This window comes from Paenibacillus filicis (assembly GCF_038070315.1).
In the GTDB taxonomy this organism is placed as follows: Bacteria; Bacillota; Bacilli; order Paenibacillales; family NBRC-103111; genus Paenibacillus_G; species Paenibacillus_G filicis.
The window spans coordinates 40,063-62,173 of record NZ_JBBPCC010000015.1; the positions used below are offsets into that span (position 1 = coordinate 40,063).

At 50.3% G+C, this 22,111-nt stretch carries 10 protein-coding genes and 1 pseudogene; all 11 read right to left on the reverse strand.

Annotation, left to right across the window (positions count from 1 at the left end):
- Nucleotides 1-12 precede the first annotated feature (12 nt).
- Nucleotides 13-1,665, reverse strand: coding sequence for an extracellular solute-binding protein (locus tag WMW72_RS21480; protein WP_341417623.1), 1,653 nt, complete (start codon nucleotides 1,663-1,665; stop codon nucleotides 13-15).
- A 105-nt stretch (nucleotides 1,666-1,770) separates the two neighbouring features.
- The gene (locus tag WMW72_RS21485) at nucleotides 1,771-2,658 is read right to left on the reverse strand and encodes a carbohydrate ABC transporter permease (protein ID WP_341417624.1); all 888 of its coding nucleotides are present in this window, start codon (nucleotides 2,656-2,658) and stop codon (nucleotides 1,771-1,773) included.
- Between the two features lie 23 nt (nucleotides 2,659-2,681).
- Nucleotides 2,682-3,734: an ABC transporter permease gene (locus WMW72_RS21490; protein WP_341417625.1), complete on the reverse strand. Its 1,053-nt coding sequence runs from the start codon at nucleotides 3,732-3,734 to the stop codon at nucleotides 2,682-2,684.
- Between the two features lie 232 nt (nucleotides 3,735-3,966).
- Nucleotides 3,967-5,172, reverse strand: a pseudogene (locus WMW72_RS21495) (hypothetical protein); the annotation flags it as partial.
- A gap of 13 nt (nucleotides 5,173-5,185) precedes the next feature.
- On the reverse strand, nucleotides 5,186-11,629 hold the full coding sequence (locus tag WMW72_RS21500) for an immunoglobulin-like domain-containing protein (RefSeq protein WP_341417626.1): 6,444 nt from the start codon (nucleotides 11,627-11,629) through the stop codon (nucleotides 5,186-5,188).
- Between the two features lie 450 nt (nucleotides 11,630-12,079).
- Nucleotides 12,080-12,358 (reverse strand): hypothetical protein, encoded by a 279-nt coding sequence (locus WMW72_RS21505; protein WP_341417627.1) that lies wholly within the window; start codon nucleotides 12,356-12,358, stop codon nucleotides 12,080-12,082.
- A gap of 6 nt (nucleotides 12,359-12,364) precedes the next feature.
- The gene (locus WMW72_RS21510) at nucleotides 12,365-13,216 is read right to left on the reverse strand and encodes a carbohydrate ABC transporter permease (RefSeq protein WP_341417628.1); all 852 of its coding nucleotides are present in this window, start codon (nucleotides 13,214-13,216) and stop codon (nucleotides 12,365-12,367) included.
- Nucleotides 13,210-14,175, reverse strand: coding sequence for an ABC transporter permease (locus WMW72_RS21515; RefSeq protein WP_341417629.1), 966 nt, complete (start codon nucleotides 14,173-14,175; stop codon nucleotides 13,210-13,212). The genes WMW72_RS21510 and WMW72_RS21515 overlap by 7 nt, the downstream gene beginning before the upstream one ends.
- The gene (locus tag WMW72_RS21520) at nucleotides 14,172-14,339 is read right to left on the reverse strand and encodes a hypothetical protein (protein WP_341417630.1); all 168 of its coding nucleotides are present in this window, start codon (nucleotides 14,337-14,339) and stop codon (nucleotides 14,172-14,174) included. The genes WMW72_RS21515 and WMW72_RS21520 overlap by 4 nt, the downstream gene beginning before the upstream one ends.
- Nucleotides 14,340-14,823: 484 nt before the next feature.
- Entirely contained in the window at nucleotides 14,824-16,401 is a 1,578-nt protein-coding gene (locus tag WMW72_RS21525; RefSeq protein WP_341417631.1) for an extracellular solute-binding protein, read from the reverse strand.
- Nucleotides 16,402-16,609: 208 nt separating this feature from the next.
- Nucleotides 16,610-21,892, reverse strand: coding sequence for a CBM96 family carbohydrate-binding protein (locus WMW72_RS21530; RefSeq protein WP_341417632.1), 5,283 nt, complete (start codon nucleotides 21,890-21,892; stop codon nucleotides 16,610-16,612).
- Nucleotides 21,893-22,111 lie beyond the last annotated feature (219 nt).

Genomic DNA, 22,111 nt, shown 5'->3' on the forward strand with positions numbered 1-22,111 from the left:
GGCAGTTCGGATTTACTCTTTGAGCTTGTCTAAGTTACGCTTGAACGCTGCGTCCTGGAAAGCCTGAATTTTGTCCAGCTCATGCTGGCTGCGATACTTCTGGAATTCTTTCCACGTATCCTCAAATTCAGCTTCCGATTTCGACAAGATCAGCTTAGGGAGTGTTTTGCCCCACTGGGTATTGATCTTGCCGAGCGAAATCCCTTCCGGCGAAGTGGCAGATGGATTCAGGTTGGAGTAGACCGTATTGTCGACTACTTTGCCTCGAGTCCAATCTTCCGGCTCCTTGATGGGTTCCACGGAAGCCGGAGCCCATTTCAGATTAAGCGAAGGGTCCATGAGCATCCAGAAGGTGTAGGAAGCGCCGTACGTTTTAGCGAACGATGAACGATCGTTGTTGTACATGTTGAGCGCTTCAGGAAGAAATTGATCTTTGCCGTCAATCACATCATAAGTAACGCCCTTCTCGCCGAAGAAAAGATCCTTGTTGCCTTCCTCGCTGATCAAATACGTCAGGAATCGGATCGCTCTTTCCTTATCCTTCACGTTTTTGGAGATCAGAGTCAACGTCCAGCCGGCGATGGACGGTCCGCTCAGCTTAGGCTGAGAGAGATTCGAATTTGCCGGTCCATCCACCGCGATATACACGGAATTTGGATCCTGTTGGTAGCGGGTGACGTTCTGGTTCTGTATATCCGAACGCGGGAACATCATCGCGAAATATCTGCCCTGCAGAATTTTTTCTTCGATTTGCGGACGCTTGTCAATTAGAATATCCTTGGAGACCAGACCTTGGGCATTCGCCTCACGGAAAACTTTCAGCCAACGGATATATTCAGGATCTGTGGTACGATCGTAAAGCTTGCCGTCTTTTTCATTCGGGATGGACAAGAACTCGAATAGACTTGTTTCAAACGAAGGATTTCCTGTACTCGTAAATTCCTGGGAACCGAATGGTATGAGCGGTTGGCCGTTGATTTCCGGAAATTTCTCCTTGGCGGCCTTTAGCGCTTTCAGGAAACCTTCCGGCGTACGCATGTCGGGACTTCCAATGGCTTCGTACATATCTTTACGCACTAAAAAAGTGTTGTTGGATGTGTAGTTTTCTCCATATTTTTTGAAGTCGGACGGAGAACTTGACTGATTCGGATAACCATATACCTTGCCGTCTTGCTTATACCAGTTAAGCTTGGCCGGATCGGCAGTCTTGAAGAAGTATGGATCATACTGCTCGGCCAATTCATTCAGGGGAAGCACCAAGCCACCCTTAATCATCTTGTCGACGGCATCTGCATTCCAATCCAGCGTGATGAAGTCAGGCAGACTGCCGGAAGCGATCATCGTGTTTAATTTTTCGTTTTCGTTGCCTGCCGGAACGATGTAATTGATGTTGACGCCGGTTTTCTTGGTAATGTACTGCGTCGTCTTGTCAACGCCCCATTTGCCCGTAAACCACGAATAATTCAAATACCAATTGAAAGTAATCGGATCGGTGCTGCTTTTCCAGCCCGGTTCATTGGCATTAACCGTACTCGAAGGAGCGGAACTTGCCCCCTGTTTGCCGGACTTTCCTTCGCTGGCCGAATCGCTGCAAGCCGACAGCACAGACACGAGAGCAATCGACATCGACATCAGGATCGACAAGCTTTTTTTAGATTTAACCATCGTACTTTCCCCATTTCTTTCATTATTTTATCTTATCATACTTTTAATTTGAAGCGCTGAAGGCGGTCCAAAAAAAACCAGTTCCTCAAGCTCCAATAGGTATGCCTACCCTTTAATAGAGCCGATCATCATCCCTTTGACAAAGTACTTTTGCAAGAAAGGATACACGAGGACGATCGGTAACGTCGTCACGACCATCGTTGCCAGCTTGACAGATTGGGAAGTCACCGACTTTTGGATGCTGCCGGCCATCGCCGAAACCATCTGATTAGAACTGGACTCCGCTACAATCCGATATAGAAACGTTTGAATCGGCTGCAGGTCAGGATTGTTGATGTAGATGACGCCGGCAAAATAATCATTCCATTGATAGACGCCATGGAACAGCGCGATCGTAGCGACGACCGGCATTGATACTCTGAGGATGATGCTCATAAAGATTTTGAACTCGTTCGCTCCGTCGATTTGGGCTGCTTCCTCTAAGCCGGCCGGAATTTCGCGGAAGAATGCCATAAATATGATGAGATCATAGAAGCTGAAGGCCGCCGGCAGGATATACACCCAGAAGCTATCCAGAAGTCCGAGATTTCGAATCAGCAAATAAGAAGGAATAAGTCCGCCTCCAAAGAAGAGGGTGATCGTTCCAAGCGTCATGTACAGCTTTCGTCCGAGCAGTTCCCTATTCGACAAAGCGTAAGCAACCATGGCGGTAAAGAAGACATGCACGGCTGTCCCGATGACTGTCTTGGCGACAGTGACGCCCATGGCGAGCATAATGCTGTTGTTGTCAAAGACCGCCTTATAGCTATCGAGACTGAATACACGAGGCCACCAGTACAGATTACCCAGCATCGCGTCCTTTCCATCGTTAAAAGAATTGACGATCACATACCATATCGGGTACAACGTGAGGAAGCAGATCAATAGCATGAACAGGTTATTGCCTAGATCGAACGCTGCTTCGGCAACGGTCCTTCGTTTTAATTGAAACATGTAAAACCTCTCCTTTGACTGGTCTAGAACAGCGAAGTGTTATTGATTTTCTTCGTGACACTGTTGCTCACAAGCAGCAATACAAGCGCGATTACCGACTTGACGAGCCCGACCGCCGTCGAATAGGAGAAACGAGCAGATTGTAGACCGGTCTGGTAGATGTAGATGTCGATGACATTGCTGGCACTTTCGTTCAGAGAATTTCGAAGCACCATGATCTGGTCGAAATTCGAATTTAGAATTCCGCTGACAGCCAAGATGAATAAAATAGATACGGTTCCGGCAATGGATGGAAGCGTAATATGGCGGATACGCTGGAATCTCCCGGCTCCATCGATTTTGGCTGCTTCGTACAATTCAGGAGATATGCCCGCAATAGCTGCGAGGTAAATGATCGCCGACCAGCCTAGTTCTTTCCAAATGCTCGATATGATGGAAATCGCCCAGAAATACTTCGGCTCGGCTAAATAGCTGACCGGTTCGTCGATCACATGCAGCTTGAGCAGCATCTGATTGATAATTCCAACATCGGCTAACCATGTGCTCAAGATTCCACCAAGGATTACCCATGAGAGGAAATAGGGAAGGTAGGAAATCGTCTGCACCCCTTTTTTAAACAAGGCAGAACGCATTTCGTTGAGCAAAATAGCGAATAAAATCGGAAGAGGAAAACCGATGATGAGACGCAGCAAGCTGATGCCCAACGTATTTTTGACCACATACCCTAGATTCTCATCCTCAAAAAACTCCTTGAAATTTTCCAGCCCTATCCAAGGTGCGCTTGAGATGGAACCGGTAATGTCGTACTCCTTGAAGGCAATGATTATTCCGTACATGGGAACATAGTTGAATATGATCATCCAAGCAACGCCCATTAGAGCCATGATTTGCAAATATTTTTGTTTGTAAAATCTGCGCAGCCATCTCTGGATTGTCTGTTTGTTTCCAGGCTTCTTCGCAGTCTCCACCGCCGCATCCACTTTTGTCGCATCCTCCTTCTTTATCTCGAATCTGTAACTCATTATAGAGCAGACCGAAAAATGGCATAAGTCGTCATATTTCATTTTCGGTGTCATTTTTTTGGACGTTGGGAGAGAACTCCGCAACCGATCTTCTCTATATACAACAAGAACTGCTCATAAATGAGCAGTTCCAGGTTCTGTTCATAAATCACATATTTTCTTCATAAAAATGATAAGAGCCGTCCCTTAACCTAGGGACGGCTACGGGTGTAGTCTCTACACGTGTAGAGACTACACCCCCTTTCAATAACCTCGGAGGATCTCCTTTTCGCTTCTTGGCTTACTTACCGTATGAACCCGTTGCGAATGTAGATGGATCCCACCATTTGTAACCTGGATCTGGAGCAGCCCACGGCTCATTTTGAGGCTCAACCGATTGTTGAGGAATCTCATTCTCTTTGCCAGAGGTAAGCAATTGAGTTTTCTGATCCAAGGTAAGTCCTTGTACCTGCGAGAGGCTTGTGAAATTTTCTTTCTTGCCTAACCAGTCAATGACGTTTTGCAGCAAAACACCATCGTTTACCTCCTTGTATCCATCATAAGTAGTCTTCGTTTTACCGTTGTCTTCTCTTTTGTACTTAGGTGTTGCATCCTCTACCGGCGAAGAATCCCCGATAAAAGCTGCTTTTCCTTTACCCACTTTAGCGACAGCTACGTAAGGCCCTTCCTCAATGCCTCCACCATTGTATACACCCTTATCTACCGCACCAGTGCCCCATTTAGGAGGATTTTTTGGAACATACACAATGCCTTTTGCTTTATTGGGATCGGTAATAGCCAGCGTACTGCCGGCATGCATAGCGACTGATTTAACATTCTTTGTAATTCCGAATGCCTGATCCTCTGCAACGATAATGTTCGCATTCACATCACCAAGCGCGTTATATCTGAACTTGATTCCAAAGTTATCCGACAGCCAATCGGAGCTTACAACATCCTTCATTGCTGCAGAATTCGCTTCTTCTGTGCTCATTCCTTTGGCCGGATTTTCCCAGGCTCCACGACGGTAACCGTTATAGACCTCTGATCCGTCCCAACGATTCTTATTGCGGTCAGCATTGTAATGATCGGCGATGAAGAAGATGGAACCGCCTTTCTTTACATACTCCAACATAGCAGCTTGCTCGGACACTTTGTAGGGAACATTGGATTCTGCGGTTACAAAGACGTCATAATCTTTAAGATCATCGTAGGTCATAGCTCTGGTGAGGCGCAATTCTTTAACGAAATATCCGGCATTCGCGATTCCATTGGCAAAGTCGGAGAACCCCCCGTCAATAACCCAGTCCGAAGCTCCTGTCGTGTTGCCATGGGCGTTATCGAAAAGAACCTTTTTGCCGTTAGGCGTGCCTTTTGCGGCAATCGTTGGAGCCGGATCTTTAGGACCCTCTGCATAGCTAGAGTAAGGAATCGCTACTGCAGTTACTGTTAACGTCAGCGCAAGTGTGACTGTAGCAGCTAGTTTAGAATATCGTTTAGATAAAAAATTCATGAAATCCTCCTGATTACCCTTTGATAAGAACATCGTCTATGGCTAGGTTACCTGCTGAACCCTTCGTATAAGTGAACTTTATTTGTGTAATCCCGGTTTGCAAAGTGCCGTTAGCTACTTTATAAGTGGTTGGAGTCCCAGCAGTAGGTAATGGCTTAATTGTCGCTATTGTAATCCAAGTACCGTTTTGCAAACCTTCAACTTTTAACGAACAGTTGGTATCTGTGCCGTTTCCCTTAATCCAAAAAGAAAGCTCCGTCGCAGAGGTGGATAATACCGGTGTTAACATATACTCATTTGAATTGCCAAGTTTAATCGATGGTGCGCTGCTTCCAAAGTTAGCTCCTGTAGTATAAGTTCCAAGAGTGGCATTAGAACTAGATGCGTTGCCAAATGTCCAACCCGCTGGAGCCGTTCCAGTGCTTGCATTGAAACCTTCATTGATTAAAGTAGTTGGCAAAGCCGCCACATCTGTTTTTACAGCTACTGTATTGGAATCTCCCGCAGAGCTTCCGCCTGTAACCATCAGTTTAAACTGATAGCTTGTATCTGCCTTTAGATTGATGGCTTTGGCAGATACGGAGGAGGAACTAAGGTCAAACTCAGTCTGTGCAGGCAACCAATTCATTCCATTGTCTGTGGAATAAACCATTTGGACAACCGTTGCTCCTGCTGGTGCCGAGAAAGTGAAGGATGCCGTAGTCGCTGTGTGTGCAGTCGCGCTCAGATCTGCTAGTGGTACAGGTACCGGTGCTGCAGCATCTGTCTTCACAACCACACTGTTGGAATCCCCTGCAAAGCTTCCACCTGTAACAGCCAGTTTAAAGCTATATGTGGTGTTTGCTGTAAGATTAATGGCTGTCGCTGTATTCGACGCAGCATTCAGAACGGCATCCGTTGTAGCCTTGCTCCAAGTTGCTCCAGCATCCTGAGAATACAATAATTCGACTAGAGTCGCTCCAGCAGGTGCTGTAAAATGGAACGAAGCCGTTGTTGTCGCATGACTCGTGCTCAGCAGATCGCTAATTGGAATCGCTGGAATCGGAGCATTAACTACGATTGCTGAAGCCATGCTTTTAGCTGCGACCCCCGTCGTTGTCCCACGAGTTGCAACAGGTGTAACTTCAAATTTCAGTGCTTTACCTACATCCGCTTGCTGAACAACATAAGATTTACCTGTTGCACCGGCAATGACGGTTTCTGTCGATCCATTTACTTGGTACCACTTGTACGTCGAGCTTCCTTCTGTATCATTCTCAGAATCTGCGTAATTGTACAAGCCCGTTAAGGTCTGTCCTACTTCTGCTGTACCTGTAATCTGTACATTGGAAGCGACCGGAGCCGCATTTGGCACTGGATTTCCACCAACAAATTCAATCTTGGCATAATCGTCGGCGAAGCCTTTTAGGTTGAAATATGCCTTGTCTGCGATTTTCCCACTAATTCTTACTTTTTTATTGGCAGCACTTGCAGCGCTGAATTCACCACCTCGATCTCCCTTGACAAACTTGACAATCACAGAAGAGGTCGAATTGTCCGTACCCACCGTGTCGTTCAAGAAGATCCCATACCCTGGATTTTGCGTGTTCGCTTCTACATCCTGCACATATCCTTCTACAATGATTGAAGTACCGGAAGCTGTGGAAAGAGCCTGTTTAACCGTTAAGGCAGCAGGAGCTTCCGTAACCGTCAGCACCAAGTTAACTGTTGCCGTATATCCTGGAGTTGTACCGACAAAATTAAACGTTCCTGCAACACTCGTATCCACCGTAGAAGGCGTCCATGCTACATCCAGCTGAGCCGTGGTACCGTCGCTCATATTAGCCGTGGCTTTTGCAGGCAACGTATAAGTCGTTCCTTTGCTAACTGTAGCCGAAATATCATTAAAGCTAACTACGGTCAATACCTCGGTCTGTGCTTTAACGGTCACTACAAAGGTTTTAACGGATTGTGTACCGTTTTTGCTGATGGTGGCCGTTAAGGTTACGACCTCGTCTGGATTTCCAAGAACAGGTCTTTTTACTGAACCATCCGTTCCCAGAACCGCAGGCTTGTCCGATGTCCAACCAATCGTCGTTCCGTTCAAGCCGGATTTTGAAAGGTTCAGAGGCGTCTTAACCTCACTTAAGCTTGCATTCAATTGTTTAATACTGACATCCGTCAGAGCAGATGCAGCCCCGTCTACCGCTTCTTTATCTGTCATTGCGCCAGCATTCACAACGAGCACATAAGCAGCATCACTTATGAACCCTGTACCGGTAGCCATAATTTCAAGCACGGTACCTTCTGACTGATTCGGAATCGATACACTGAAAGCGCCCGTGATCGGATCTGCAGCAGCCGTACCTAATACTACCGGACCCGTTCTTACAGTTACCGTTGTTCCTGCTTTTGCAGTTCCAGTTACAACGACTTGGTTAGCTTTAACCGAGTTCACAACTGGCATTTGCTGCCCTTTGATGACACGAACCGTGATCTCTTTGGTATCACTAGTTGCTCCCTTGGTAATCGTTGCTACTAAAATAACATCCGTATCGGAGGTTATATCATACCGATTTACCGCACCTGTAGAGATATCAACGATATCGGATTGGGAGCTATCTTTTAATGACCAAGTCAGGGAAGTTCCATCAATGCCATTAACAGGCAAGATGATGGAGTTCTCCAAGCCGCTGTAGTTCAAACTAAGCGCTGCCTTGGCATTAGCTACTGCTTCCTCATTGGATAATGTTTCAGCAAGAACAATGACTGGGAAATCCCTCGTAGCTGTAACAGAGCCCTTACGAATCGTAGCCGTCAACACCGCTTGTCCATTAGGTAGTCCTTTTGCTGGACGGGTAACGACACCTTCATTCGTGACTACAGCTGGATTATTCGATACCCAAGTAATGGTTGATCCACTCGCTCCTTCACTTGGCAATTCCAGATCACTAACCACTGCGCTTAAATTTTCGAAGCTAATTCCTGCTTTATCCGCCGTAACTGCGTCAGCATCCGACACTCCACTCGATTTCACGATATCAGAAGCTGTACGCGGAAGAAGCTGCGGGCTGTTCGAGAATATCGATACAACTCCCGTTACATCTACTTTATCTCCAACCACAATACCCGGATTGGAAACGCCAAATCTGGTCAAATAAACTTCATTGCCTGGAGCTGATGTTCCAATAAAGAATTTAGGAGAAACACTGATAACCGGAACATTTTTCACCGTTACCAGTTTTCCTTGATGCGCTGAAAGATCGCTAAGATTCACAAGAGTAGGTGCTAATGGAGCATTTCGGTTTGTTTTTGTAAATTCACCTTCAGTAAGCTCCGCCTCACCGTTGTAGGTTAATTTTTTTCCCTTTGTAAGTTGAACTTCATCGCCAATGGCTACAGACGTTTTGGTTACTGGATTGAAGACAAGAATTCCGCCTGTTCCGTCCTGCACGTAGAAATTATTTGTATTCGTGCCTGCTACATAAGGGGCAGAAATAACGATTCCCGTAATGGTGCCTGTCAGTAATTCGTTATCCGCTTGTGCTCTAAATGCTGCAATCGTACGAACAGCAGGATCTACTGGCGGCTCAGCCTCAAATGCTTTGGAGGTTCTTGCACTTTCCGTTTTGCCGTTGGATGTTACCGTGACGAATACGTCACCTGCGGCAGTTCCCAGCTGTGGAATGGAGATAGTTACGCTGGTCTGACCCGCTGCAACGGTTCCTGTTCCTACTGCTGTACCGCCCGTCGAAGCATTGTATACTTTCACTACATCTCCGGTGGCGAGTCCATTTACAGCAACTGTATCCGCTGTGCCAACAGGGTTGTTTACCACTACGATTTGCGCTGCACTTGGTGCAGGAGTAACTACTTCTACGATTGGCTCTGCATCATATGCTTTGGAGGTTCTTTCACTTTCCGTTTTGCCGGTCGATGTTACCGTGACGAATACGTTACCTGCTTCAGTTCCCAACTGCGGAATGGAAACAGTCACGCTGGTTTGACCCGCTGCAACGATTTCAGTTCCTACTTCTGTACCGCCCGTCGAAGCATTGTATACCTTCACTACATCTCCGGTGGTGAGTCCATTTACAGTAACTGTATCTGCCGTTCCAGCAGAGTTGTTTACCACTGTAATTTGATCTGCACTTGGTGCTGGGGTAACTACTTCTACGATTGGCTCAGCCTCAAATGCTTTGGAGGTTCTTTCACTTTCCGTTTTGCCGGTCGATGTTACCGTGACGAATACGTTACCTGCTTCAGTTCCCAACTGCGGAATGGAAACAGTCACGCTGGTTTGATCCGCTGCAACGGTTTCAGTTCCTACTGCTGTACCGCCTGTAGAAGTACTGTATACCTTCACTACATCCCCTGCGGTTAGCCCGTTTACAGTAACTGTATCCGCTGTTCCAGCAGAGTTGTTTACCACTGTAATTTGATCTGCACTTGGTGCAGGGGTAACGACTTCTACGATTGGCTCCGCATCAAATGCTTTGGTGGTTCTTGCACTCTCCGTTTTGCCGGTCGATGTTACCGTTACGAATACATCACCTGCGGCAGTTCCCAGCTGTGGAATGGAGATCGTTACGCTCGTTTGACCTGCTGCAACGGTTCCTGTTCCTACTGCTGTACCGCCCGTCGCAGTATTGTATACCTTCACTACATCCCCTGCGGTTAGCCCGTTTACAGTAACTGTATCCGCTGTTCCAGCAGAGTTGTTTACCACTGTAATTTGATCTGCACTTGGTGCAGGAGTAACGACTTCTACGATTGGCTCAGCATCATATGCTTTGGAGGTTCTTGCACTTTCCGTTTTGCCTTTCGATGTCACAGATACGAATACGTCACCTGCTTCAGTTCCAAGCTGCGGAATGGAAACAGTTACGCTTGTCTGATCCGCTGGAACGGTTTCAGTTCCTACTGCGGTACCGCCTGTAGAAGTACTGTATACCTTCACTACATCCCCTGCGGTTAGCCCGTTTACAGCAACTGTATCCGCTGCGCCATCAGGGTTGTTTACCACTACGATTTGCGCTGCACTTGGTGCCGAGGACACTTGATCCCCAGTACCTGGGTTATTATTACCTGAGTCACCGCCACCCGAGTTACCTCCACCCGAGTTACCGCCTCCTGAACCACTGCTCGTGTTTCCACTGTCCGTCGATTTATCTACTTTTTGGCTGTCTATCGTTACAGAAACACCTTCACGAAGAGTTAGAGTATCTGGCTTGTTGGCAAGTGTTGCGCCATCCACATTAACGGTTGCCTGCTTGATACTCCCCGATCCCAACACCTGAGCCGTACCGTGAAGTGTAAGGTTGTCAACTCCTGTGCCTGTGCCAAGGGTGATCCTTGAGCCCTGCCCTGAAGAAGGAACAGTCAATGTGCTAATCTTACCTTCTACTAATTCAAGTGAAGATTTACCCATAAATTGAATAGTTTCAAATGTCCCAGCCAGCTGAACATTTTCCGAAGTAGAGATGTTTACGTTCTTAAATCCTCTACCAGCTGTAGAAGGATTGCTTTCTAGTCTGGCGGAAGTTAATAATTCTGTTTGTTGAACAGTAGAGGAACCCGTTGTAACGATGCGAACACGGGGTTTAACTACTTTCAATTGTTCAATCACACTATCACTAACATGTATGGAATGAGCTCCGCCGCCTTTAATGACTGTCTTACCTTTAACGGCGGTTTTGCTTAAGTTAACGTCACCTTCGCCCACTTCCTCGGCAACAACTAGGCTGCCGCTAACGTCAAAGTTTTTCAATTCTACGCCTGCAGCTGCAACAATAACGTTACCTTTAATGGTTTTATCCGAATAAACTCCCGCTTTATCATAAACGGTCGTCTGAGACGATACATTTTTTGCACGATCCAAGGAAACAATGGCCTCTGCACGAGTAATGAGTCCAGTAGGTTTAAACAACTCGCCTGGATAGCCATTCATATACCCTGCTTGAACGACAGAATTAATCGGAGCTTTACTCCAATTTGCAATCTCTGCAGCATCCTCAAATGTTGTTGGAGCATCGGAAGAGATTGCAATAGGGAGCTTCATAATCCGACTCAAGATCGCCGCAGCTTCTTGACGGGAGATCGTTTCCAGCGGTTTAATACTGCCATCTTCATAGCCTTCAATATATCCAGCGGCCGTTGCTTTGGCCACATCTGCATAGTACCAGTCCGAGGCAGCTACATCTTTAAATTTAATGTCTGCTTTCGCCGTATAGTTAAAAGTTCTATTTACTAATGCCATAAATTCTGCTCTAGTAACGCTGCTATCCGGCTTAAAGGTCCCGTCAGGGTACCCTTCAACTAAATCAAGTGCTGTCCAAATACCTATTTGATTATTAGCCCAGTGCTTAGATACGTCTGATACCGGTGCAGCCAAACTTACATGGGGTAAAGCTACAACATTAGGAACGATAAGTGCGGCAGCTAGAGAAACGTTAAGCGCCCTTCGAAATATGTTCAAGTGTATATCCCGCCTTCGAAAATTTATTAAATCCATACTCTAAAAAGCTAATAAAGAATAGTAACTTTTATTGACCTATGTATTTTCGTATATCACTGGTCCCTCCTTTTTAGATACAATATGGATTATACCAAGTAGTCCATGTAATACACGTTAATTGTTTGTAAATAAATGTCGATTAATGTAAGATGAATAGTACAAACGGACTGTTTACATGTTAAATTTAGTAAAAAAACCTGTCGAACTAGCAATCGTTAGACTCATAGCTCATTGTTCTTTTGTCCATATTTGGGCCTCCTTCAGCAGAATGAACGCATAAAAGCGAGAAAATCAGGCAATGGATAAGCGTATACTTTGTATTCCCTTGAAAGGTGACACTTGTAAAAATTCATTATTTTACCAATTTTTAGATATCTAATAGACTAGAAAAATCAAAAAAAAGCGCATAAATTAATCTGCACTCCCAAGTTTATATTCAACATATTCTTTATAGCTCGGCGACGTCAAAATTTTGTTTTGCCCGTAGCGGGAGCGTACACCATCAGCTCCGGCAAAAATCAGCTGTAGGCTTTGCAACGCCCGGGCATAGCTCCACAAGCAACTGCTCTCCGCAAAGCAAAGAACCCCAAGCTCGTCCCGGCGGACGAGCTTGGGGTTTGGCATTTCACGGCCACGGGCAAAGGTTGTTGCTCCCGGCGGCAATGCGGATATGAAAACTTCAATGAGCACTTGGCTTCAGCCTTTGATGGAGCCAAGCAGCACGCCTTTGACAAAGTACTTTTGCAGAAACGGGTATAGGCACAGAATCGGCAAAACGGTAATGATGATGGCCGCCGCTTTCATGCCTTCCGGGGGAACGAAGCTCAGGTCAGAGCTGTCCAACAGGTTGGTGTCGGGAAGCTGTATCATCTGGTACAGCTTCACCGTTAGCGGCATCTTGGCGGAGCTGGTAATGAAATACAGCGCCGGCGCGTACACATTCCACAGCCCCACGGCGTAAAATAAGGAGATCGCTGCCAGAACAGGCTTGGACAGAGGGACTACAATGCGGAAAAATATGGTTAAGTCGTTGGCCCCATCGATGGTGGCGGATTCCTCCAGTTCGCCGGGAAGCCCCTCGAAGGAGGATTTCATCACAAACAAATTGTAGGTGCTGATCAGCCCTGGCAGCCAGATGGCCCAGTACGTATTCAGAAGATGCAAATTTTTAAGTAGAAGAAACATGGGGATCAGACCCCCGCCGAACATCATGGTGAACAAAATCAGCAGCAAAAACAGCTGCCGTCCCTTCAGCCGGTTCTTGGACAGGGAGTAAGCTGCCAAGGTTGTGGCCGTCATCGACATGACGGTGCCTGCCACTGTTATGATCGCGGAGTTTTTCATGGCGTTCATCAGCTGTCCGTCCTTGAACAAATTGACGAAGGCGGTGGTGGTCCAATCCACGGGCCACAGAAACACCTCCCCCGACAGAATGGCCGTGCTGCCGCTGAAGGAGGTGGCAAGCACATTCAGGAGAGGGAACATGGTGGTAAAAGCGCACACGATCAGCAGAAGACCGTTGACGCCACGCAAGCATCTGGTTACCATAAGCCGCCTTCTCCCATCGCCTTGGTTATTTTGTTGACGGTCAGCATCAGAATCAGGGCAATGACGCCCTGGAACAGGCCGACTGCCGTGGAATAGCTGTATTGGGCGGCCTGAAGCCCCATCCGGTATACATATGTGCTGATAACGTCCGATACGCTGAACACCGCTTCATTTTGCAGATTATAGACCTGTTCAAAGCCTATGTCCGTTATTTGGCCCATCTGAAGAATCAGCAGAATGGCAATGGTGGGGCGAATGCCCGGCAAGGTGACATGCCAGATTTGGCGCAGCTTGGAAGCCCCGTCGATCTTGGCCGCTTCATACTGCTGGGGATCGATATTGGCCATGGCCGCCAGATACAGAATCGTTCCCCAGCCTGCCCCTTGCCAGTTGGAGGACAGGGTAAATATGACCGGCCACCAGCCGGTATGGGTCATGAAATAAATCGGCTCTATGCCGAATACCTGTTCCAGAATGGTGTTGATCACCCCGGTGCTGGGGGACAAAATCGCCACAACGACGCCTCCGAGCACAACCCAGGAGATAAAATGGGGCAGGTACAGCAGGTTCTGGATAATTCTCTTGAACCAGTGGGACCTGATCTCGTTAAGCATCAAGGCCAGCACAATCGGCGCGGGAAACACGAACAGGAGCTTATACAGGTTCAACAGCATCGTATTGCGGAACACCTGCCAGAAATCCGGGTTAGAGAACAACGCCCGGAAATGCTTCAAGCCTACCCATGGACTCCCCCATATACCCTTCATGATCTGGAAATCCTTAAAGGCAATGATCTCGCCGTAGAGCGGGGAATATTTGAAGATTAGATAAAATCCCAGCGCTGGCAGCAGGAAAAGATACAGATACAGATCCCGCCGAAGGAAATAAAGGAAGCTCCTTCGCTTTCCTGCGGGAACGCCCGCATGCGCCGCCGCTTCCACAGCCGCAAGCTTCTTCATGCCGCTTCCCCCCTTCCGTACCTAATCGCGCCAGACAAGGCCATCATGCCCAATCCCCGTTGCCACACCTTCATATGGCTGCTGTCCACAGGCTGGGGGGGCATGGTATAAGCGGCCCTCTTGGCCAATTGCTCTTGTATGATTGCAGTCAGTTGATCTGCCATGTTGCACCATCCTCTATTCAGTTATTGCTACAACTGCCACAGCGGTATGTGAACCGCCCCGGCTTGCTTGCTCCTCCAGCGCATCCGGTACAGCAGCGCCTCCTAGGAGAAGCTATAGAACAGTGAGTCATGATTGCGGGCGGCCATGAGACGAAAAGCCACATAGTAGCTTGCGTTCAGCCGCATGATCTCGCCCAGGTCCTGACGACTGGAATATTCCATAACAATTTCCGAACGGGGATATTAGCCAATCCTTCAAAGGGCTGTCCGTTTCTATTCTCCGTGAATGAGCCGTGCCAATAGCTGGATGCGTTCCAGCAATTCCAGCAAAATGGCGTCTTCTTTCCGTTCGGCTTGCTCCATCATCCTCACACCTATCCTTGTGATCGTTAGGCCATACCGGAAAACGGGGGCTTGCCCCGCTCTCCGGTCCGCATGCTTTTTTTCTGTGCAGCCATCGTCATCCCGCAAGGGAAAAGCCACTTTATTTGAAATCCGCTTTATTCTTCTCGTACCATTCCTGGACTTTGGCTTCGATGCTCTTGCCGTTCAGCTTCTCCCACTCGCTGCGGATTTGGCTGATGCCCTTCTCTGGAGTCAGATCGGGGGTCATGGTGACCATGGTGACAATTTCATCCCACTTCTTCTGGAACTGTCCGGAAATATCGGTAAACTCATCCACAGCCGGCGTGTATGGAAAATCCTTGCGGAAATCGGTGCTCCGGGCCACCTGAATGGCCTCGCCAATGGATTTCTGCACCTTTTGGTCATTTGCATCGCTGCTTGCCCGGGCCAACAGGAATTCCGGGGACATGACCTCCTGGTGAACGATCCGGTATTCGCTGGCATAGCCGACTTCCTTCTTCAGCTTGTCGGCGTCCAATGTGACGGGCACGTTGTTTTTCAATTCGAAGTGGGTGCCTTCCTGACCATAGCTCAGATTGTACCAGCCTTTGTCCAGCATCCAGTCCACGAACTCCATGGCTGCCTGGGGATTCTTCATATCCTTGTTAAAGATGGTGAGCAGATAGTTGGGCACTTCCTTCTGATAGCCGTTCTTGCCGAATTTCGTGGAGATGGGCGCCAGAGGCGTCAGCTTGGCATCCGGCTGGCTCTTGAAGAAGTCCGCTGTAGGGCCGTTGTTGAACTGATCGAATAAAATTCCCGCTTTGCCGGTGATCCACAGCTGCTTTTGTCTGGCCCAGTTTTTATCCGTCACGTATTCCTTATCCACCAGTCCTTCGGAATACAAGGTTTTGCGCAGGCTCAGCGCTTCCTTGTAACGGTCGGTGAAGAAGGACAGGGTGGCTTGACCGTTCTCAATAAACCACTCGCCTCCCCTTGCCATGAACAGGTCATCGAGGACTGCGGAATAGGCGTTGGACATGGCGATGGCAGTCGTATCCTTCTTCCCGTTGCCGTCAGGGTCCCCGTCCCGGAAGGCCTTGGCTACTTCCACCAGCTCATCCACGGTTGTCGGCACCTTCAAGCCCAGCTTGTCGAGCCAGTCCTGGCGAATCCAGATCATGGTCGCTGCCTGAGTATTGCGCATGCTGGCGATGGCGTAGGTTTTGCCGTCAAAGGTGACAAAGGGCTTTAGCTCCGGATGCTTCTTGAGATATTCCTTGTAGCTGGTGCTGTATTTCTCAATGTACTCGTCAAGCGGCTGGGCCACCCCTTGGCTGACAAACCGGGACAGCATATTCCTGTCGTACGAGGTGATCAGCTCTGGCGCCTGCCCCGAGGCAACCAGCACATTGAACTTATCCACCTCCTGGCTGCGGGGAATGGGCGTCCATTTCACCTGTATGCCGGATTGCTCGTTGATCCATTTGGTCCAGCGGTTGCTCTCATAGGTGCCCTCCTCCGCCGGAACCGTGCCCCGGTCATAGATGGAAGCGGTGATGACCTTGGGCAGTGCCGGATTGGAGCCTGCGGCGGCAGTCGCGCCTGCAGACGGACTGGCGGTGGATGACTCCTCCTTCGAATTGCTGCAGCCCGCTAGAAGCAGCATGCTGCTTACGGTTACGGCCATGGCAGCCTTCACATGTTTCTTTTTCAATTGCTTTGCCTCCCTTGTTGTGTTTATGTCTTATTTAAGCCCGCTGAATGAAGCCCCCGGTCGGTATAGCGAATCGGATGACGGCGGCTTCATTCCCTAGCATCACCTTACCTTACATTTTCGCCTATTGCCTAGTTACAAGATTATCGATGAGCTTGCAGAATATGATCTCCGCGAGCCGCAGCCAAAAATGCAAGCAGCCGACCAATTAATCCCGATCCACTCTAGTCAGGAGCACGGCTGCTTCGGCCCGTGTTGCGAAGTCCCGGGGGGCAAAATATCCTCCGTCCCGCCCCGTCATCAGGTCGGCCTCATAAACCCCAGCCACCGCCTCCTTGGCCCAGTCCGGCACATCCGCCGCATCCGCATAACGCGGTAAAGCCGCAACGGATGGGCGAAGGGCGATGGCTCTGGCCAGCATAACCGCCATTTCGGCTCGCGTTACCGGAAGCGTAGGGGCAAACGAGCCGTCGGGATATCCTTGAATGATGCCTGCTGCCGCCGCTTGATACACGGCCTCCCTGACCCAGTCCGGCAGCGCGGCGTCATCCGCGAACGGCTTCACCGCATGGTCCGGCTGCGGAAGCCGCAGCGCCCGGACCAGCAGAAGGGCCCACTCGCCGCGGGTAACGGGAGCGTCGGGACGGTAGGTGCCGTCCTCATAGCCCTGCACCATTCCGGCTTTTGTAGCCAATCTAATGAACGGCTCCGCCCAATGGCCCAAGATATCGGCAAAGCTCCCCGGTTCACTCCCCTCATTGGGGACTTCACCGCTTCTGGGCGCCGTTCCTGCATCGGTGCCTGGATGGGTTCCAGGATTGGTGCCCGGGTTAGTTCCCGGATTGGTACCCGGGTCTGTTCCCGTATCAGTGCCCGGATCAGTGCCTGAATCAGTGCCCGGATCGGTACCTGGGTCTGTTCCCGGACCGGTACCTGGGTCAGTGCCCGGATCAGTGCCCGGGTCTTCATTCGAAGCCCATTGCAGAAGCACCGGAGACAGCCGCGGAAGCTCAAGGGCATCTCCGCTCCATGGAACGCCGTTGATCAGGCTGAGGGCGCTTGTCAGCCGCTCGCCGTTTACGAGCACGGATACTGTTTTGGCGGAGCTGCCATAATTGGCGATGTTCATTAGCCAATGGCCGTCTTTTTGCACGCTGCGCCATTCCACAGCTTCAACCGGCAACCCTGTCGCTTCATCGATCAGCACAACGGGAACAGCCGTTTTATAGAAGGGAGTGGTCCTCAGCCATTCCTGGACTTGCCCTGCGGACCAGCCCTCTTCGAGAATGAGGGCCCGGTCGAAGACTGCCTCCCGCTTCGCATCGTCCAGCGCCTGATTGTGCTTGTCTAGGCGAAGCGAATCCGCTCCCTGAATCGCCACCGTCCCTCCCGACTTCTGGTACTGGCGAAGATGGTCCAGAGAGTCCCGTTCCAGATGCTGCTGCTGTGGCACCAGGATCATGGAATATTCGCTCCCTTTGCCCTCCCGCAGTTGCTTCTCCGTAATGAAATCCACACCGGCGCCGCTGAGGCTGACAGCCCCGTACAGCTTCCGCACCGCATTGGGATAAGTCGTATTTACCTCATAGGCCAATGCAGGCAGACTGTAAAGAATCGCCACCTTGGCCCGATCGTTCTGGAAGGCGGTTACCTCCTCCACCAGCCTGTTCAAGTCCAGACTGGTCTTGCCTACCTCAGCTACCACATCCGGCCTGTGCAGCACACTGCCGCGGAAATCGCTGGTCTTGCTGTACGTTCTGGCCCATACCCAGATTGTCGATGCCGAACGCCTGTGCATAGCCCCCTGCCAAAGAACCGTACGCATATGGTCCACCTGCTCGGGTACATAGTTGCTGTCCCCGTCCCGGATGATATGCTCTTCGGAATTAAAGACAGGAGCCTTCTTCAGCGATGACAGAAAATCGTAATATCGGTACTGCTCCACCTGGCCGTCGACTCCGGTATTCAGATAATTGGTGGAGTCATTGCCACTGATGTCGCTTAAGGCCGCCATCCCTTCAAAATCGATTCCCTGGTCAAGCCCTCCCAGGGTGCTGTTCATCACCTTGCTGTGAACGGCAAGATCGGGCGCAATCTCGTGGACAATATCCGCCATCCACTGATGCCAGCCTGTAAACAGATTGCTGTTGAACCGATACCAATCGTAGAATTGCGGCGTAGCCGAATAGTTAAGGGGCATGGGCACTTCCCCGAAATCGCTGTAGCTGGTGCCGTAAACCCGGTTCAGCCCATCAATATCCCCGTTGTACTTCTCTCTCAGATATTCCCGGAATGCCGGCGTATGCGCCTCCGCATCCCTGCGGGTATCGAAGACGGGTTCGTTGGACAAGGTTACGCTGTGCAGCGCGCGACTGTCCTTGATCATCGGAATAACCGTCTGCAGATAATCCTGGATCACCTGCCTGGCTTTGGGCGCCTCAATGTTATACTTAATGAAGCCTGCGGCGTTGCTGTTCAACTCGGGCCACTCCGCCTTCATCCAAGCGGGAAAATAGTGGGGGGACAGCAGCACATTGACCGCAACATGATGCTCGGCCGCCCGTTCCAGCACCTGAACAAGATTGCTTTGGATGCTGGCCTCGGATATCAAGTAGCCTTTGTCGGGATCAATCGCCCGTTCATCAAACCCGGGATAGAGCAGCAGATTCTCCCCTCCGCCGGCAGCGGTGAAGCTGATATCGTCGAACCATACCGTCCCGGTATTTTCGGATAAAATCATGAATTCCAGCGAGGTTTCCTGCATGCCGGTGGTGTAGGTGCAGCCCACTTCCTTCCAATCATAGGTGCCCTTGGGGGCCTGGCACCGCGTCCTCCAGCCGTCCCCGCCGAGGAACCAGACATTCTTCACATCCTGCCCTTTGATCCACGCTTTTACCTGATAAGTGGTGTTGGGCTCCACCGCAACCTTCTGCCATACCCTGGCGAACACATTGGAGGCTGCCGACGATTGGTTCACAATGGACAGCGATCCGTTACCGCTTCTGTATATGTTGCGATCCGCCGAAATATCGGCTTGGACTCCTCCCGACTTGGAGCTGGACCAGACCGACCATACTTCAGACTGAAGAATAGCCTGCCTGGGACCGAACTCAACCTGGATCAAATTGGTGCCGTTGCCGCCGAACTTGGGAATATCCCGACGAACCTCGTCGAAATGGCCGTAGCCCGTAAAAATCACCTTGTCCTGCCTGACCGCGTCCCCGGAGGAATCGGCCACATCCGCAATGAAGGAATACCCGTCTATGCGAATGGGCGAAGAGCCTGTTCTATAGCGCTGAACAGCCTTTGCCTCTTTGGAGCCTTGCAGATAAGCCTGCAGATTATCCGTCGCCTCACGGTACAGATGGTCCAGTTGATCAGCCACATAAATCGCACGTTCCTTCTCGCCATTCAGAATGTCATCCTTGCCGTATTGGATGAAGTCTCCAATGACTGTGGCATTCACCGTCTCATAGTCTATCGGTATCCCCTGCTGCCGGGCCTGGTTCAGCAGTGCCTCCAGTCCGGGAAGCAGACTTTTCAGCCGGTCGAACCGGGCAAGGAGCTGCTCGTCGCTTTCATAGACGGATACGGAGCTTTGATGGGTCTGTATCTCGCCCGTTACGGTGTCTTCAATTTCAAAATTGACATGGTAATGGCCCCGTTCCCCATACTGAACAGGGAAGGTCAATCTGACGGCATGCCCGGCGGGAACTGCGACTAGACGATTAACTCCCAGCTCTGCGGAGCGGACAAGCAGTACCGCATCAGCCTGATCGAAGTTCAGCAGGTCCAAGGTGCGGGTTACAGGATCTCCCGCCTTGGCCGAAGTGGGAGCGGATAACCACGACAGCCACTTCGTCACGTCGCCAACCAGCTTGGCCGTGCCAAATTGGGAGCTGTCCTTGCCAAGACCGATTCCGTTGGTCCATTGCAGCCAGCCCTTTCTACCGCTTCCGTCATTGTCGTTAATCAGGTAAGTGAACCGGAAGTTGTCCGTCGGTTTTTCCTTGAACAGAGCCTTCCAGGGAAAGGCGGCTTCATACACGGTTGTTTGGGCGGCTTCGTTTCTTGCCGCGGTCAAAGATACCGTCTCCTTGCCCAATTGGGCATTGCCTGCGGCCCATCTCCAGACCTCCGGTACGCTTCCGGTAAGCCCCAATCCGTATTCGGTCTCATAAGCAGCGCCGTCAGCGCTGAATGCCAACTGGATGCTGTCTCCAGTCCACATGCTTGACCCGGCCACGCCTTTATGCACCTGATCCTTGACCTCAAACCAGGCATAGAAGTTGTCCTCGTCGTAGGCGAACTTGACCTTGGCGGACAGATCGGCTGCGCCGCCCCAGCCGGTAACATACACCTGACTATTGTCTGCGGGCAGTTTCATGGCTTCCAGCTCCGACCAATGATTCGCTTGGCCGTTTTTCACAACCGGCATATAGCTCATCCCGCCCAGCGTGCCCATAAATGCGTTCAGCGGCATGGGCTCCTCGCCGGGAAGCGAGGACTGATCCGGCATCTCTACCTCGGTGCTTAATCCCGGCTCGCTCCATTGGAGACCGGAGTTCGCCGCCTGAACCTGCAGATGGATCGTCTGTCCCGGCGCGACGCCTTCCAGCCGGTAGCTTCGGACATCTCCCGGCAATTGGACCTGAAGGCTGCCGTTGGCATAAATCCGGTAAAATGCAACCCCGGATTCATCCACGGCGGCGGGCCATTGCAGAAGCAGCGCAGAACCGTCTTCCGTGACGGATGCCGTCAGGCGGGAGCCTTCAGGCCAAGTCGGAGGAGCCGTGTCACCGCCGGCGGGAAGCTCGTAAGTAATGCTCAGATAAGGGCGGTTTGCCGCCGCTTCCCTGCTGTTGAAGGCTACGATGCAATCGGCCCGCCCCTGATCCAGCAAGGCCAAGCTAGCCCAGGAGTCCCCCTTGGCCTGCTTGGCCTTCATATATGCCGTAACATCATCGCTGTACCACGCTTCAGGCTGCCTGTTGAGCAGCGTGATGCCATTGCCGGCGGCTTCCGTGGCGGCCGGCTTGGTATTCCAGGTCAGAGCCGACTCGCTCCAGCTGTCGTTCTCCACCTGGTACACGCTGACCGTAACCGCTTTGCGATTGGCTGCCGTCCCGTCCGCCGCGGCTCCGTAAAGATGAAGCTGCGCTTGTGCAATCCGTCCCGGAACGGCGCTTACATCAAACTTCAGGAAGGATTCCCTCATACCGTTGGGAGTGGTCAAGGAATATTTGACTTGAAGCACACTCTCCGATCCAAATTTGTTTCCCGCATCAATGCCGCCCTTCGCATACGCATCCTCCGCGGCGTAAACCTGCATGGTAACCGTTTGCAGAGACGCGCCCGAGACCTCACCCGCCTCCGCCGTATTCCCCGTCCATATCCCCAAGAATAAGGAACTCATCAGTACGGCACTCATGATGGCCGCCAACTGGGGAATAAAGCGCTTTCCAAACCTCGTACAAAATAATAAATTCACATTTGAGCCTCCCACCCTGTAATTTGAACAGACCATGCGGATCGTCGTTTCCCTCGCTTCCCATTTCCGCATTTCCAAAGTAGCATCAATGCCTGTAAGTGAACATTCAGATATTTGGCTTTGGCATGACTTTTTTAATCCTAGGGGGCTTTCCTTTTTCACTCTCAACTTTCAATACCGGGAATGCCAGAAATGCAAGTATGCGTTGAAAATGCAACT

What these genes read in the sequence shown, in the direction of transcription:
- WMW72_RS21480 (WP_341417623.1), bottom strand. Translation starts at nt 1,665, where the DNA reads ATGGTTAAATCTAAAAAAAGCTTGTCGATCCTGATGTCGATGTCGATT.
- WMW72_RS21485 (WP_341417624.1), bottom strand. Translation starts at nt 2,658, where the DNA reads ATGTTTCAATTAAAACGAAGGACCGTTGCCGAAGCAGCGTTCGATCTA.
- WMW72_RS21490 (WP_341417625.1), bottom strand. Translation starts at nt 3,734, where the DNA reads ATGACACCGAAAATGAAATATGACGACTTATGCCATTTTTCGGTCTGC.
- WMW72_RS21510 (WP_341417628.1), bottom strand. Translation starts at nt 13,216, where the DNA reads ATGGTAACCAGATGCTTGCGTGGCGTCAACGGTCTTCTGCTGATCGTG.
- WMW72_RS21515 (WP_341417629.1), bottom strand. Translation starts at nt 14,175, where the DNA reads ATGAAGAAGCTTGCGGCTGTGGAAGCGGCGGCGCATGCGGGCGTTCCC.
- WMW72_RS21520 (WP_341417630.1), bottom strand. Translation starts at nt 14,339, where the DNA reads ATGGCAGATCAACTGACTGCAATCATACAAGAGCAATTGGCCAAGAGG.